The sequence below is a fragment of the Kitasatospora sp. NPDC018619 genome, assembly GCF_044391605.1.
GTDB lineage: Bacteria > Actinomycetota > Actinomycetes > Streptomycetales > Streptomycetaceae > Kitasatospora.
Map to the genome: position 1 here is coordinate 59,130 of NZ_JBISAI010000006.1, position 14,914 is coordinate 74,043.

Sequence of the window (14,914 nt, forward strand, 5' to 3'; positions counted from 1 at the left end):
CGACGAGGCCCGGCGCCGCTCCGGCGTCCGAGTCCGTGACGGCCCGGTTGCGCAAGAGGGTCCGCCGGGTCCGCCGAAGGCTGCGCACGGCCGGGGTGGACTACTTCCGCGGCGGCGCCGCCGACTGGCCGGTGCTCTGCGCGCTCGCCCTGCTCGTCCCGCTGCTGATCCTGCTCAACATCTGGATGCCCGACTGGGCCCCGCCCACCTCCCTGGTGCTGCCGATCCTGGCCGGCGCCCTGCTGCTGCGCCCCGGCAGCCTGGTGGTGCTCTACGCGCTGGCCGCCCTCGGCCTCTCCTCCGAGTCCGTGATCCACACCGGCCAGCGGGTCGCCAGCGAGAACCCCGAGGCCTACATCTACGGCGTGACCCCGGGCGCGGCCCTGGTGGTCGGCGCCGCCGGGGTGGGCGGCCTGCTGCTCGCCCAGTTCCGGGCCCGGGTCGGCGTGCCCTGGTGGGGCGGCTCCACGATGCTGTTCGACCTGCGCGAGCGGCTGCGGGTGCAGAGCCGGGTGCCCGAGCTGCCGGACGGCTGGCACGCGGACATGGCGCTGCGCCCGGCCGGCGGCCAGTCCTTCTCCGGGGACTTCGTGGTCGCCGCGCGCACCGGCCCCGGCCAGCGGCTGCTGGAGGTGGTCCTCGCGGACGTCTCCGGCAAGGGCATGGACGCGGGCTCCCGCGCGCTGCTGCTCTCCGGCGCCTTCGGCGGCCTGGTCGGCTCGCTGCCCGCACACGACTTCCTGCCCGCCGCCAACGGCTACCTGCTGCGCCAGTCCTGGGAGGAGGGCTTCGCCACCGCCGTGCACCTGGTGCTGGACCTGGACACCGGCGAGTACGAGCTGCTCTCGGCCGGGCACCTGCCGGGCATGCAGCGCCTGGCGGGGGAGGGGCGCTGGGAGGTCAAGCAGGCCGAGGGCCCGCTGCTGGGGATCTACGACGGCGCCAAGTTCGAGGGCGTGCGCGGCCGGCTGAACCGGGGCGACGTGCTGATGCTGTGCACCGACGGGATGGTCGAGGCGCCGGGCCGGGACCTCGCGGAGGGCATGGACCGGCTGATGGGGGAGGCGGATCGGCTGGTGCCCGGCGGGGGACCGGGCACCGGCACGGGGGCCGCGGGCGCGCTGATCGAGACCGTCGCCCGGGACATCAACGACGACCGCGCCGTCCTGCTGCTCTGGCGCGACTGACCGCGTGCGGCCCCGGCCGCGGGCACATGCCGCGGGCAGGCGCGGCTGTCAAGCCTGGCAGCTGATCTTCAGCCAAATCGGACGCCCCGTGGGCTGACCGGACCAGCGGCTTCCGTTCCCCGCCTCCGACCGTTTCCCGGCCGCTCAGCACGGCCCCGCCGACGATCCGTCAGGGCGGCTCCGCTATCGTCCCGGTCGGCGGAAACTCGTCTCGCATCGCAGGATATCGGCGTTGGGCTGACTTTCAGACCTTTACGCAATCGGCACGGTCGACCACACTGAGTCCGGGCGGGACTGTTCAGGATTCGGGGGATAGGGGGCGTCACGTGCGGCACGACAGACAGCGGTCGACCGTGGGCTCCCTCACCGGCTGGTGTGCCGGACGGTCCGCGATTCCGCCTCGGGACCGTCGGACAGGCCGGGGTCCGCTGTCGCAGGTGCCGCCGGGCGGTGGCACCCCGCTATGAAAACGAGGAAGTGAGTCCGGGTGGCACTCTCCGTCTCCGCGCTGGTCCTGTTCGCGATCCTGTGCATCATCTTCATCCGCAACAAGCAGATGAAGATCCCGCACGCGATCGTCGCCGCCCTGTTCGGCTTCATGCTGCACGAGACCACGGTCGCGGGCTCCATCAACTCCCTGCTGGCCAACCTGGCCCACAGCATCTCGGGCATCACCGGAGGCTGATCCGGCCGGGCCGTCCGAGGCCCCGTCGAGGGGTCACCGGCCGGCCCGTCTGGCCTCCCGCCAGCGAGCGAACAGTCCCCGGGGGCGCGTGGCCGCCGGGGCCGGGGCACGCATCGGTGCGGGTGCCTCGGCACCCGCCGTCGCATGCTGCCCCGCCACCGCCGGCTCCGCCGTCAGCAGCACGAACAGCCGCGCCCAGCACAACCGTTCACCCCGCGGCCAGTCCAGCGCGCGCAGCGCCGCCGACGCCGCCTCCGAGACCTCGCCGCCCACCCGGACCTCGGCGACGTCGTCCCCCGCCTTCCCGCCCAGGAAGAGCTTGACGCCCACCGGCCCCGGCCCGGTCAACTCCGCGCGCAGCGCCGGTGCCAGGGCCGGCAGCACCCGGTGCTCGGCCAGCCAGCCCGCCAGCCGCTCGTTGCCGAAGCCGAACACCGCGGCCGGCCCCTGCACCGCGCGCCAGCCCGGGAGTTCGGGCAGCGCCGGGCGGTCGGCGTGCACCCCGCGGCCCTCCGCGAGCTCGACCAGCACCGGGGCGGTGGTGGTCGCCCACATCTTCACCGCGTTGGCGAGCTTCTCCTCCTCGGTCTTGCCGAGGCCGGCCGCGCAGTCCCACACCACCGGGGCGTCCGCCCGGCCCAGGTGCAGCACGAAGCCGAGGTCCACGTGCCCCGCGCCGTCGTCCCCGGGGTGCTCGCGGACCGCCACCGCCGTGGTGCCGGGGCCGCGGACCACCTCGCCGTCCGGGCGGAACACCTGGCCCAGTCGCGCCATCTCCACGACCACGCGGCGCTGTATGACGGCCAGTCGCTCCTGCGGACGCACCGGGCCTCCTCCACCTCGGGAGCGCGGCGGCTGCGCTCGCGCTCGAACTGCGCTCGAACGCCGCCGAGGCTATCGGCCCGACAGCTCCCCGGGAAACCATGCGGACGGTGCGGTCCTCCGGTCGCGCAAATGCCCCTTATGCCCCATTTTGGGCAGCGGAACCTGAAGGCCGTCCGCCCGGAGGACCCGCATGCCCCGCACCACCGCCCCGCCCCCGCCCGTCCTCCTCGCCCCCGGGCCGCCGCCGTTCGGCCCCGCCGACTCCGGGCTGGCCGCCGAGGTCGAGGCCTACCTCGCCTCGCTGCCCGTGCCCGCGCGCACCCCGGTGCCGTACGTCTGCCCGTACGGCAGCACCCCGCGGCCCTGGCAGGCCGGCCACCCCGAGCCCCGGGCCACCCTGCTCGACCGGGCGCTGGGCCGGCCCGCCCGGCCCGTCCCGGTCAGCGCGGCCGACCACCTGCGGCTCGCCTCCCGGTACATCGGGGCGCACGGCTGGCTCCAGGGCGCGATGTGGGACGAGGCCGGCCGGGTCTGCCTGCTCGGCGCCCAGGCCGCCGTCCTGGCGCACGGCTACGGCACCCCGGCCACCGTGCGCACCGCCCGGGCCCAGCTGATGGAGGTGCTGCACGCCACCGGCCGCCCGGCGCGCTCCCCGGACGAGTACAACGACCGCCCCACCACCCGGGAGGGCGACGTCCACCGGCTGCTGGACCGGGCCGCCGCCCGGGCCGCCCGGCTCGGCCTCTAGCGGCTCCTCCGCGGCTCCCGGCCCCGGGAACGCCGACGGCCCCGGTGCGCTGGGCGCACCGGGGCCGGGCCGGAGAGCGGGCGACGAGAATCGAACTCGCGTGACTAGTTTGGAAGACTAGGGCTCTACCATTGAGCTACGCCCGCACGACCCTCCGAGCCGTCACCGGCCGGAAGTTCGGGGGACAGCCTACCTGGTCCGGGCGCCCGCGTGCACACCGGACCGCACGCGCACCCCGCGCGCCCGCGCGGTGTATCGTCGCGCGGCGCCCGCGCGGAATTGGTCGCCGAGCCCTGCGGGCCCGGCGTGTACGCTTCCTCTCGGCACCACGGGGTGTGGCGCAGTTTGGTAGCGCGTCCGCTTTGGGAGCGGAAGGCCGTCGGTTCGAATCCGGTCACCCCGACAGTGCGGCAGGGTCTCGCCCACCGGGGCGGGGCCCTGTTCTGTGTCGGAGCGCCGGGGCGGCGGTACGGTGGCGTCTGGCGTCCGCCTTTCGTGGTACCGGTAGGATGGGGCGCTGGCGGTAGTCCCTGTGGCGTCCACCCAGGTCAACCGCACGAGGGCGAGGAGTCAAGCTCACCGTCCACCCCACGGGAGATGCAGCTCCAACCGCCCATCGCCCGTCTCGTCCGACCCCCCTTCCGGCTCCGGCCGGGCGACGGGGACGGGCGGAGACAACCCGACCGCAAGCCCATAGGAGACCAAACCGTGAAGAGCGCCGTCGAGACTCTGAACCCGACCCGGGTTCGACTCACCGTCGAGGTGCCCTTCGAGGAGCTCAAGCCCAGCCTCGACGCGGCGTACAAGAAGATCAACCAGCAGGTCTCGGTCCCGGGCTTCCGCAAGGGCAAGATCCCGAACCGGGTCATCGACCAGCGCTTCGGCCGTGGTGCCGTGCTGGAGGAGGCCGTCAACGACGCCCTGCCGCGCTTCTACACGCAGGCCGTCGACGAGGGCAAGATCGAGGTCCTCGGCCAGCCCGACATCACCAACATCGAGGGTGTCGAGAAGATCGCCGACGGCGGTGACCTGAAGTTCACCGCCGAGGTGGACGTCCGCCCCGAGATCACCCTCCCGGAGTTCTCCTCCATCGAGGTGACCGTCGACCCGATCGTCGTCGCCGACGAGGACGTCGAGAAGTCGCTGGAGCAGCTGCGCGAGCGCTTCTCCTCGGTCAAGGACGTCGAGCGCGCCGCCGCCGCCGGTGACATCGTGGTCGTGGACCTGGTCGCCAAGGTCGACGGCGAGGTGCCGGAGGACGGCACCGCCACCGGCGTCAGCTACGAGATCGGCTCGGGCCGCCTGATCGACGGCATCGACGAGGCCGTCGTCGGCCTGTCGGCCGGCGAGGAGAAGACCTTCGAGACCGAGCTCAAGGGTGGCACCCAGGCGGGCAAGACCTCCGAGGTCACCGTCACCGTCACCGCCGTCCAGGAGAAGGAGCTGCCCGAGCTGGACGACGAGTTCGCCCAGCTGGCCAGCGAGTTCGACACCCTGGAGGACCTGCGCGCCGACTCCCGCAAGCGCCTGGAGCGCATGAAGGAGTACGACCAGGCCACCCAGGCGCAGGAGAAGGTCCTGGACGCGCTGCTCGCGCTGGTTGAGATCGAGTACCCCGAGAAGCTCCTCAAGGACGAGGTCGAGACCCGCAAGCACAACGTGGAGCACCACCAGCTGGAGCCCATGGGTCTGAACCTCGACACCTACCTGGAGACCCAGGGCAAGACCCGCGAGGAGTGGGACGCGGAGATCGAGGAGCAGGCGAAGAAGGGCATCAAGACCCAGTTCGTCCTGGACCAGATCGTCGCCAACGAGGAGCTGGGTGTTAACCAGGAGGAGCTGACCGAGCACCTCATCCGCCGCGCCGCCGGCTCGGGCCTCACCCCGGACCAGTTCGCGCAGCAGGTCGTCCAGGGCGGCCAGGTCCCGCTGCTGGTCGGCGAGGTCGCCCGCGGCAAGGCCCTGGCCACCGTGGTCGAGGCCGCCAAGGTCGTCGACACCGAGGGCAACGAGATCAACTTCGACGACGAGGACGAGTCGGCCGAGACCGACGAGGCCGCCGCCGAGACCGCTGCCCCGGAGAACGAGGCCGCCGCCGAGGAGAAGACCGAGGCCTGAGCGCCCCGGTAGCCCTTCCGGCCGCAGCGGGCCCGGACGCCGTACGGTGTCCGGGCCCGCTGCGCGTCCGGGCCGCGGCCGCCTCGACCCTGCGCTCACAGCGAACAGTTCTGCGTGAGGGATTCTGCGGCCCGGCCTGCGCGTTAGGGTCCTTGGACAGCAACAATCACGACGTGATACCCGGAAGCTGTGCGACACCGTGACGGCCGTGGAGCGACCGTCCAAATCGACTGAGCAGGTGGCTAAGTGACGTTCCCGCAGATGCAGATGCCTGGCCCGATGGCGCCGCACGCCGCCGCTGGTGACGTGCTCGGCGGTCTTGGCGACCAGGTCTACAACCGGCTGCTCAACGAGCGGATCATCTTCCTCGGCCAGGCGGTCGACGACGACATCGCCAACAAGATCACCGCGCAGCTGCTGCTGCTGGCCGCGGACCCGGACAAGGACATCTTCCTCTACATCAACTCCCCGGGCGGCTCGATCTCGGCCGGCATGGCGATCTACGACACCATGCAGTACATCAAGAACGACGTCGTCACCATCGCGATGGGCATGGCGGCCTCGATGGGCCAGTTCCTGCTGACCGCGGGCGCCCCGGGCAAGCGCTTCTCGCTGCCGAACTCCACCATCCTGATGCACCAGCCCTCCGCGGGCCTCGGCGGCTCGGCCACCGACATCCGGATCCAGGCCGAGCAGCTGCTCCGCACCAAGAAGCGGATGTCCGAGCTGATCGCCCACCACAGCGGCCAGACCTTCGACCAGATCACCGCGGACTCCGACCGCGACCGCTGGTTCACCCCGGAGGAGGCCCTGGAGTACGGCCTCATCGACGCGATCATGCACAGCGCCGCGGACGTCCCCGGCGGCGGCGGCACGGGCGCTGCCTGAGCCCGGGCCCGGCCCGCGACACCACAGCCCCAACGCCCCGGAGGACAAGGACCCCATGAACATCCCCAGCCTGTCGGCCGCCCAGGCCCGTGTCGAGGACATGCGCGCCGAGGGCCGCTACATCGTCCCGCGCTTCGTCGAGCGCACCACGCAGGGCATCCGCGAGTACGACCCGTACGCCAAGCTGTTCGAGGAGCGCATCATCTTCCTCGGCTCGCAGGTCGACGACGTCTCGGCGAACGACATCATGGCGCAGCTGCTGTGCCTGGAGTCGATGGACCCGGACCGCGAGATCCAGATGTACATCAACTCGCCCGGCGGCTCGTTCACGGCCCTCACGGCCATCTACGACACCATGCAGTACGTCAAGCCGGACATCACCACGGTCTGCATGGGCCAGGCGGCCTCCGCCGCCGCCGTGCTGCTCGCGGCCGGCACCCCCGGCAAGCGGATGGCGCTGCCGAACGCCCGCATCCTGATCCACCAGCCGTACACCGAGACCGGCCGCGGCCAGGTGTCGGACCTGGAGATCCAGGCCAAGGAGATCTTCCGGATGCGCGAGCAGCTGGAGGAGATGCTCTCCAAGCACTCCAACCGGACGGCCGAGCAGGTGCGCGACGACATCGAGCGCGACAAGATCCTCACCGCCGAGGAGGCCGTCGAGTACGGTCTGGTCGACCAGATCATCACCACCCGCAAGACCTCGCTGACCTCCTGAGGTCGGCTCCCTCCGCCCGGTGACGGAGCCGGAGGGGTCCGCCGGGGCGGGGTGCGCACGCGGTTGCGCACCCCGCCCCGGCCCATCGGCGGGCCCGTGCGACGGCATCTGTTCGGTATCAATTCGCCCAGGGCGTAGGGCAGACCTGGCGAAGAGGCCGGAATCACGGGCCCGGCAGAGTACCGTCGGATAGCGAGACCGAGCGCCGTCGGCGTTGACGGTCCACAGCACCAGGCCCCGGAACCCCCGCGGGGCCCCTGGCGAAGGGGAAGCACCTCGTGGCACGCATCGGAGACGGTGGCGACCTGCTCAAGTGCTCGTTCTGCGGCAAGTCGCAGAAGCAGGTGAAGAAGCTGATCGCCGGCCCAGGCGTGTACATCTGCGACGAGTGCATCGACCTGTGCAACGAGATCATCGAGGAGGAGCTCGCCGAGACCTCCGAGGTGCGCTTCGAGGAGCTCCCGAAGCCGCGCGAGATCTACGAGTTCCTGGACCAGTACGTGGTCGGCCAGGACCTCGCCAAGAAGGCGCTGTCGGTGGCGGTCTACAACCACTACAAGCGCGTCCAGGCCGGCGAGGCGGGCCGCAGCGGCGGCAACGGCCGCGAGGACGCCATCGAGCTGGCCAAGTCCAACATCCTGCTGCTGGGCCCCACCGGCTCCGGCAAGACGCTGCTGGCGCAGACCCTCGCCCGGATGCTCAACGTGCCGTTCGCGATCGCGGACGCCACCGCGCTGACCGAGGCCGGCTACGTCGGCGAGGACGTCGAGAACATCCTGCTCAAGCTGATCCAGGCGGCCGACTACGACGTCAAGAAGGCCGAGACCGGGATCATCTACATCGACGAGATCGACAAGGTCGCGCGCAAGAGCGAGAACCCGTCGATCACCCGGGACGTCTCCGGCGAGGGCGTGCAGCAGGCCCTGCTGAAGATCCTGGAGGGCACCACCGCCTCGGTGCCGCCGCAGGGCGGGCGCAAGCACCCGCACCAGGAGTTCATCCAGATCGACACCACCAACGTGCTGTTCATCGTCGGCGGGGCGTTCGCGGGCCTGGAGCGGATCATCGAGGGCCGCGCGGGCGCCAAGGGCATCGGCTTCGGCGCCAACATCCGCTCCAAGCGGGAGTCGGACGCCAGCGACCACTTCCGTCAGGTGATGCCCGAGGACCTGGTGAAGTTCGGCATGATCCCCGAGTTCATCGGCCGGCTGCCGGTGATCACCAGCGTGCACAACCTGGACCGCGAGGCGCTGCTCCAGATCCTCACCGAGCCGCGCAACGCGCTGGTCAAGCAGTACCGCAAGCTGTTCGAACTGGACGGCGTGGAGCTGGAGTTCTCCCGGGACGCGCTGGAGGCGATCGCCGACCAGGCGATCCTGCGCGGCACCGGCGCGCGCGGGCTGCGGGCCATCATGGAGGAGGTGCTGATGTCCGTGATGTACGAGGTCCCCTCGCGTCAGGACGTCGCCCGCGTGGTGGTCACCGGCGACGTGGTCTCCAAGCACGCCATCCCCACCCTGGTGCCGCGCGACATGATCAAGCGCGAGCGCCGGGACAAGAGCGCCTGACCCGAGGCCTCCGGACCGCGAAGGGGCCCCGCACCGGATCCGGTGCGGGGCCCCTTCGTCCTGCTCGCCGCTCGGGCTACTTGGCGACCTCGGCCACCGCGCGCAGGTCGCGGGCCTCGGCCGCGAGCTTGTCCAGGTCGGGCTGGGCGCCCTCGTCCGGCACCCGCATCACGACGACCAGGCTGCTGCTGTCGGCCCAGGCGCACAGGCCGACCTTGCCGTCCGCCTCGTCCATCACGCCGCACTCCATGGTGCCGCCCTTGGGTCCGGCGTCCACGGCGTGCCGGTCGGTGATCTTCGTACCGCCGCCGGACGCGCCCTTGAAGGCCTGGTCCAGCTCCTCCTTCGGCAGGAGGATCTTCCCGTACGCCCCGACCGCGATGAGCTGCGGCTCCTTCTGGGCGTTCTCGTACAGGCCGGCCACGCCGACGGGCTTCCAGTTGCCGTCGCCCTTGCCGAGGCTGTCCGTCATCGCCTTCTCCATGGCGGCGGTGACGGCGTTGTCGCTGCTGATGCTGAGGTCCTTGAAGGTGGCCGGCAGGACGACCTTCTGGGTGCCCGCGTTGCTGGCCACGTTCCAGGCGAAGTACGCCAGCGTGCCGCCGCCGAGGAGCAGCACGGCGCCGATGGTGCCGAGCACGATCCACAGCGTCCTGCGGGACTTGCGCGGCGGCGGCGCCGGCGCGTAGGCGGCGTACCCGGGGTAGCCGGCCTGGTCGGGTCCGGGCTGGCCGGGCTGCCCGTACGGCGCCTGCGGCGGCACGGGCGCGCCGTAGGGCTGGGGGGAGGCGGGTGCCGGGGCACCGTAGGGGGTCTGGTCGGTCACGTGGCTACCTTCATGGCGTTGGACGGTCCGATGGTGTGAAAGTCGTTCGTTCCACCGGACGAGTGCCCGGCACGCTACCGCACGGAGCCGACACCGGGGCCGCCAGGGCGCGCCCGCCGGCCGGACCGAAAGCGGTTCGTGACCCCCGCCCCGGTTACGTAAACTGTGCGTCGTGACCGACACGACGAACCAGCGCCCCGTGAGCACCTCCGCCGGGGACGAAGCAGCAACCCTCCCGACGACCTACACCCCCGCGGACGTAGAGGGCGAGCTGTACGAGCGCTGGGTAGAGCGTGGGTACTTCACCGCGGACGCGAAGAGCGACAAGCCCGCGTACACCATCGTCATCCCCCCGCCGAACGTCACCGGCGCGCTGCACCTGGGCCACGCCTTCCAGCACACGCTGATGGACGCGCTGACCCGCCGCAAGCGGATGCAGGGCTTCGAGACGCTCTGGCTGCCGGGCATGGACCACGCCGGCATCGCCACCCAGAACAAGGTCGAGCAGCAGCTCGCCGAGTCCGGCCTGTCCCGGCACGACCTCGGCCGCGAGGCCTTCGTCGAGAAGGTCTGGGAGTGGAAGCGGAACTACGGCGGCCGCATCCTCGGCCAGATGCGCCGCCTCGGCGACGGCGTGGACTGGTCGCGCGAGCGCTTCACCATGGACGAGGGCCTGTCGCAGGCCGTCCAGACCATCTTCAAGCGGCTGTTCGACGACGGCCTGATCTACCGCGCCGAGCGCATCATCAACTGGTGCCCGCGCTGCCTCACCGCGCTGTCCGACATCGAGGTGGAGCACGAGGAGACGCCGGGCGAGCTGGTCTCGATCCGCTACGGGGACGGCGAGGACTCGATCGTCGTCGCCACCACCCGGGCCGAGACGATGCTGGGCGACACGGCCGTGGCCGTCCACCCGGACGACGAGCGGTACCGGCACCTGGTCGGCCGGACCATCAAGCTGCCGCTGACCGACCGGGAGATCCCGGTCGTCGCGGACGAGCACGTCGACCCCGAGTTCGGCACCGGCGCCGTCAAGGTGACGCCGGCGCACGACCCGAACGACTTCGCCATCGGCCAGCGCCACGACCTGCCGAACCTGACGATCATGGACGAGCGCGGTGCGATCACCGTGCACGGCCCGTTCCTCGGCCTGGACCGGATGGAGGCCCGCTCGGCCGTCGTCGGCGCGCTGCGCGAGCAGGGCCGGATCGTCGCCGAGAAGCGCCCGTACATGCACGCCGTCGGCCACTGCTCGCGCTGCCACACGGTGGTCGAGCCGCGGCTGTCGCTGCAGTGGTGGGTCAAGGTCGAGCCGCTGGCCAAGGCCGCCGGCGACGCCGTCCGCGACGGCAAGGTGGAGATCCACCCGAAGGAGCTGGAGCGCCGCTACTTCGACTGGGTCGACAACATGTACGACTGGTGCATCTCGCGCCAGCTCTGGTGGGGCCACCGGATCCCGGTCTGGTACGGCCCGAACGGCGAGGTCGTCTGCGTCGGCCCCGACGAGCAGCCGCCGTCCGGCGAGGGCTGGGTGCAGGACCCGGACGTCCTGGACACCTGGTTCTCCTCCGGCCTGTGGCCGTTCTCCACGCTGGGCTGGCCGGAGAAGACCGCCGACCTGGAGAAGTTCTACCCGACCGACGTCCTGGTGACCGGCCACGACATCATCTTCTTCTGGGTCGCCCGGATGATGATGTTCGGCCTGTACGCGATGGACGGCGAGGCGCCGTTCAGGACCGTCGCGCTGACCGGTCTGGTGCGCGACGAGTTCGGCAAGAAGATGTCGAAGTCCTCCGGCACCGCCGTCGACCCGCTGGACTGGATGGACGCCTACGGTGCCGACGCCGTCCGCTTCACCCTGGCCCGCGGCGCCAACCCGGGCGCCGACGTGCCGATCGGGGAGGACTGGGTCAAGGGCTCGCGCAACTTCTGCAACAAGATCTGGAACGCCACCCGCTTCGCGCTGATGAACGGCGCCACCGTCGAGGGCCCGCTGCCCGCGCCGGAGGAGCTGACCGCCGTCGACCGCTGGATCCTGTCGCGGCTGAACTCCACCGTCGCCGAGGTGGACGGGCTGTACGACGACTTCCAGTTCGCCAAGGCCACCGACGCCCTGTACCACTTCGCCTGGGACGAGGTCTTCGACTGGTACGTCGAGCTCTCCAAGACCACCCTGGCCAAGGGCGGCCCGCAGGCGGACGCCTCGCGCCGGGTGCTCGGCGAGGTCCTGGACGTCACCCTGCGGCTGCTGCACCCGGTCGTGCCGTTCGTCACCGAGGCGCTGTGGACCACGCTCACCGGTGCCGAGTCGCTGGTCGTCTCCGCGTGGCCGACGGACAGCGGCTACCGTGACGCGGCCGCCGAGGCCGAGGTCGCCACGCTCCAGCAGGTGGTCACCGAGGTCCGCCGGTTCCGTTCGGACCAGGGCCTGCAGCCCGCGCAGCGCGTCCCGGCCCGGCTGGAGCTGGCCGGCACCGTGCTGGCCGTCCACGAGGACGCGATCCGCTCGCTGCTGCGGCTGACCGTCCCGGCGGAGGGCTTCGCGGCCACCGCGTCGCTGCCGGTCGCCGGGGCCACCGTCGCGCTGGACCTCTCCGGCACCATCGACGTCGCCGCCGAGCGCAAGCGCCTGGCCAAGGACCTCGCGGCCGCCGAGAAGGAGAAGGCCCAGACCACCGCCAAGCTCGGCAACGAGGCGTTCCTCGCCAAGGCGCCGGACGAGGTGGTCGCCAAGATCCGGGGCCGCCAGGAGGCCGCCGAGGCCGACATCGCCCGGATCACCGCCCAGCTCGCGGCGCTGCCGCAGGGCTGAGCCCGGCCCGTCCCCGAGGGGCCGCACACCGCGACACGCGGGTGCGGCCCCTCGGGCGTTTTCCGGGGCGGCTTCCGGAACCCGGCTTCCCGGTGCTTTCACTACACCAAATAGCCCAGGAACATTGCTCCCTTCCGGCGAATTATCATCCTGCGACCGGGTGAGGTCCTATTCCGAGCGAATTGATTCCGGTCTTGCCCGCGCGGGTTCGCGGAAGTTTTCAGGTCCGCTGTGTACCGTGTGCACGGAGTTTCCGAATGGGCGTTTCTGCTGAGCGTTCCTGCAGAGCGACGGACGGGAGGGCATGGCGTGGTGGTGACCGAGGAGTTGGCCGACGAACTGCCTGCGGAGGCGGTCGAGGAGGCCAAGGCCAGGGCGGCGACCCTGCTGCTCGCGTTCCGGCACGGCAACCAGATCGCGTTCGACCACGAGCTGGACCGGCTGTTCGCCGAGCACGCCGAGCGCGAGGTGACCACCCTGCTCGCCTGGATCGCCGCCGAGGCCGTCCGCAAGGCGTACGCCCCCGAGGTCGGCGACCGGGTGCTGCGGGCGATGGCCCGGCGCGCCCCGCACGACACCGGCGCGGTCGACGTGGACGAGGAGACCGCCAACGCTGCCCAGCTGATCGAGGCGGTGGCGGCCGGCGAGGTGGCCGAGGTGCGCGCACTGGTGGCCGCGACGCCCGACACCACCTTCCTGCTCGGCGGGCTGCTGCAGGGCGTCGCGATGATGCTGCCGCTGCTGCCCGACGGCGAACTGGCCGAGATCACAGCCGAGTTGCGCCGTCGGCACGGCGGCGCCGCGCACGTGCCGGAGGCCCGGGCCGGGGTCTGAGCCCGGGCCCCCGGCAGGCGGGCGCGCGCTACGGCATGGCGTGCAGGTGCGAGCCGATGGTGCCGGCGACCGGGTTGCCCGCCGTGGCGTCCCAGTTGGTCGACCAGGTCATCGCGCCGCCGATGCCGGGCCAGGTGGTGTCGGGCCGGTAGCTGCCGCAGTTGGTGCCGGAGGCCAGGCAGTCCAGCGCGTTGTTGACGGTGCCGGCGGCGAGGTACCCGCCGCCCGCGGCGCTGGTGGAGGCCGGTACCCCGAGACCCACCTGGTCGGGCCGCAGTCCGCCCTTGAGCTGGATGCAGGCCAGCGCGGTGAGGAAGTTCTCGGTGCCCTGCGCGTAGACGTTCCCGTCGCAGCCGTTCATCGCACCGGAGTTGTAGTACTGCATGTTGACGATGGTGAGGATGTCCTTCACGTTCAGCGCCAGCTTGAAGTACTCCATGCCGGTCGACTGCATGTCGATCGTCTGCGGAGCCATGGTGAGGACGAAGCCGCTCCCGGCCTTCGCCGCCAGGGCGTGCAGGGCCTGGCCCATGTACGTGGAACTGATGCCGTTCTCCAGGTCGATGTCGATCCCGTCGAAGCCGTAACCCTGCATCAGTGCCCAGGCGGTGCTGGTGAAGGTCGCGGCGGAGGCGGAGTCTCCCACCCAGACCGTGCCGTTCTGCCCGCCCACGGAGAGCACCACCCGCTTGCCCGCCGCCCGCTTGGCCGCGATGTCGGCCTTGAACTGCGCGTCGGTGTAGCCGCCGAGGCGGGAGGAGAGGGCGGGGTCGAGGGTGAAGCCCAGGCCGCCGCGGGTGGCGGTGGCGTCCGCGAAGGAGACCGCGATGATGTCGTAGGCGGCCGGGACGTCGCTGATCCGCTGGACGGTGGCGCCGTTGTCGAAGTTCTGCCAGTAGCCGGTGAGGATGTGCTTGGGCAGGCCCGGCGGCCTCGGGGTCGAGGTGCCGGTCGGGGTGGGGCTGCCGGTGGCGGTGGCCGTCGGGCTCGGCGAGGCGGTGGCGGTGGCCGTCGCGGTCGGGCTGGGGGACGGCTGCGGTCCGCCGGGGCCGAGCAGCGAGACGTCGTCGGCGACGAAGGCCGGCTGCCCGTACCAGCCGTGCAGGTAGACGGTGACGCTGGTGGTGTCCGGCCCGGTGGTGAAATTCGTGCTCAGCCGGCTCCACCCGCCGCCGGGCGTCCAGGTGCTCGGGTCGGTGCCGCCGGTGCCGCGGGCGCCCAGGTAGACGTACGAGCCCTGGACCCAGGCGCTCAGGGTGTACGCGGAGGAGGGCTTCACCGACACGGTCTGGGTGCACTCGCCGGTGTCGGACCCGGCGGGGGTGGACTGCAGGGCGTAGCCGCCGGAGTGGGTGGTGGCGCTCTGGACCGTGCCGTTCGAACAGGTCCAGCCGGACAGCGTCCCGGTCTCGAAGCCGCCGTTGGTGATCAGGTCGGTGTCGGCCGCGTGGGCGCCGGTGCCGCCGGCCAGGACGAGCCCGCCCAGGCCGATGACCAGGGCGCTCGCGCCGGCGAGCAGGGAGCGGACGGCGCGCGGGCGCCGGTGTCGGGCAGGTGGCATGACTCCATCTCCAGTGGGGGAGGCCCGGCGGCGCCTCGTGGGGGAGGAGCGCCGTCCGGGGTGTCGATGGTGCGCGGGGGAGCTACCGACAACTCGAGTCCCGGTCGGGAACGGAGACCTGCCTCACAAGGTGGAGTAGACCAA

The 14,914-nt window shown here is 71.7% G+C and carries 12 protein-coding genes and 2 tRNA genes; 10 read left to right on the forward strand and 4 right to left on the reverse strand.

All coding sequences use genetic code 11. The features are described 5' to 3' along the window. The first annotated feature begins 47 nt into the window (after nucleotides 1-47). The gene (locus ACH5AR_RS11150) at nucleotides 48-1,187 is read left to right on the forward strand and encodes a PP2C family protein-serine/threonine phosphatase (RefSeq protein WP_396301096.1); all 1,140 of its coding nucleotides are present in this window, start codon (nucleotides 48-50) and stop codon (nucleotides 1,185-1,187) included. 487 nt (nucleotides 1,188-1,674) lie between these two features. Continuing rightward, nucleotides 1,675-1,872, forward strand: a complete 198-nt coding sequence (locus ACH5AR_RS11155) for a hypothetical protein (protein ID WP_359914825.1) — start codon at nucleotides 1,675-1,677, stop codon at nucleotides 1,870-1,872. A gap of 33 nt (nucleotides 1,873-1,905) precedes the next feature. Here the strand turns inward: ACH5AR_RS11155 and ACH5AR_RS11160 are convergent, their stop codons facing one another. Continuing rightward, a complete protein-coding gene (locus tag ACH5AR_RS11160; RefSeq protein ID WP_396301097.1) occupies nucleotides 1,906-2,697 on the reverse strand; it encodes a DUF6348 family protein in 792 nt (263 codons plus the stop codon). Nucleotides 2,698-2,887: 190 nt separating this feature from the next. Between ACH5AR_RS11160 and ACH5AR_RS11165 the strand changes: the two genes are divergently transcribed. After that, nucleotides 2,888-3,445, forward strand: a complete 558-nt coding sequence (locus tag ACH5AR_RS11165; protein ID WP_396301098.1) for a hypothetical protein — start codon at nucleotides 2,888-2,890, stop codon at nucleotides 3,443-3,445. Nucleotides 3,446-3,520: 75 nt separating this feature from the next. Here the strand turns inward: ACH5AR_RS11165 and ACH5AR_RS11170 are convergent. Continuing rightward, nucleotides 3,521-3,591: transfer RNA gene (locus tag ACH5AR_RS11170), tRNA-Gly, on the reverse strand. 183 nt (nucleotides 3,592-3,774) lie between these two features. On the opposite strand from ACH5AR_RS11170, the gene ACH5AR_RS11175 reads away from it, so the two are divergent. The 5 genes from ACH5AR_RS11175 (at nucleotide 3,775) to clpX (ending at nucleotide 8,737) form a co-directional block, all read left to right on the forward strand. Next, nucleotides 3,775-3,848, forward strand: a tRNA-Pro gene (locus ACH5AR_RS11175). A 305-nt stretch (nucleotides 3,849-4,153) separates the two neighbouring features. Beyond that, on the forward strand, nucleotides 4,154-5,563 hold the full coding sequence (gene tig, locus ACH5AR_RS11180; RefSeq protein WP_396301099.1) for a trigger factor: 1,410 nt from the start codon (nucleotides 4,154-4,156) through the stop codon (nucleotides 5,561-5,563). A 267-nt stretch (nucleotides 5,564-5,830) separates the two neighbouring features. Next, on the forward strand, nucleotides 5,831-6,451 hold the full coding sequence (locus tag ACH5AR_RS11185; protein WP_396301361.1) for an ATP-dependent Clp protease proteolytic subunit: 621 nt from the start codon (nucleotides 5,831-5,833) through the stop codon (nucleotides 6,449-6,451). Between the two features lie 55 nt (nucleotides 6,452-6,506). Next, nucleotides 6,507-7,169, forward strand: coding sequence for an ATP-dependent Clp protease proteolytic subunit (locus tag ACH5AR_RS11190; RefSeq protein ID WP_396301100.1), 663 nt, complete (start codon nucleotides 6,507-6,509; stop codon nucleotides 7,167-7,169). Between the two features lie 278 nt (nucleotides 7,170-7,447). Continuing rightward, a complete protein-coding gene (gene clpX / locus ACH5AR_RS11195; RefSeq protein ID WP_030058268.1) occupies nucleotides 7,448-8,737 on the forward strand; it encodes an ATP-dependent Clp protease ATP-binding subunit ClpX in 1,290 nt (429 codons plus the stop codon). A gap of 76 nt (nucleotides 8,738-8,813) precedes the next feature. Here the strand turns inward: clpX and ACH5AR_RS11200 are convergent, their stop codons facing one another. After that, nucleotides 8,814-9,563: a hypothetical protein gene (locus tag ACH5AR_RS11200; protein WP_396301101.1), complete on the reverse strand. Its 750-nt coding sequence runs from the start codon at nucleotides 9,561-9,563 to the stop codon at nucleotides 8,814-8,816. A gap of 172 nt (nucleotides 9,564-9,735) precedes the next feature. Here ACH5AR_RS11200 and ACH5AR_RS11205 point away from each other — a divergent pair, with 172 nt between their 5' ends. Together ACH5AR_RS11205 and ACH5AR_RS11210 are read left to right on the forward strand one after the other, a co-directional pair. Beyond that, entirely contained in the window at nucleotides 9,736-12,375 is a 2,640-nt protein-coding gene (locus ACH5AR_RS11205) for a valine--tRNA ligase (protein WP_396301102.1), read from the forward strand. Between the two features lie 309 nt (nucleotides 12,376-12,684). Next, nucleotides 12,685-13,209 (forward strand): hypothetical protein, encoded by a 525-nt coding sequence (locus ACH5AR_RS11210; RefSeq protein ID WP_396301103.1) that lies wholly within the window; start codon nucleotides 12,685-12,687, stop codon nucleotides 13,207-13,209. A 28-nt stretch (nucleotides 13,210-13,237) separates the two neighbouring features. Here the strand turns inward: ACH5AR_RS11210 and ACH5AR_RS11215 are convergent, their stop codons facing one another. Next, the gene (locus tag ACH5AR_RS11215) at nucleotides 13,238-14,770 is read right to left on the reverse strand and encodes a chitinase (protein ID WP_396301104.1); all 1,533 of its coding nucleotides are present in this window, start codon (nucleotides 14,768-14,770) and stop codon (nucleotides 13,238-13,240) included. Nucleotides 14,771-14,914 lie beyond the last annotated feature (144 nt).

Coding starts and splice junctions, on each gene's coding strand:
- ACH5AR_RS11165 (WP_396301098.1), top strand. CDS start 2,888: ATGCCCCGCACCACCGCCCCGCCCCCGCCCGTCCTCCTCGCCCCCGGG.
- ACH5AR_RS11185 (WP_396301361.1), top strand. CDS start 5,831: ATGCCTGGCCCGATGGCGCCGCACGCCGCCGCTGGTGACGTGCTCGGC.
- ACH5AR_RS11190 (WP_396301100.1), top strand. CDS start 6,507: ATGAACATCCCCAGCCTGTCGGCCGCCCAGGCCCGTGTCGAGGACATG.
- ACH5AR_RS11215 (WP_396301104.1), bottom strand. CDS start 14,770: ATGCCACCTGCCCGACACCGGCGCCCGCGCGCCGTCCGCTCCCTGCTC.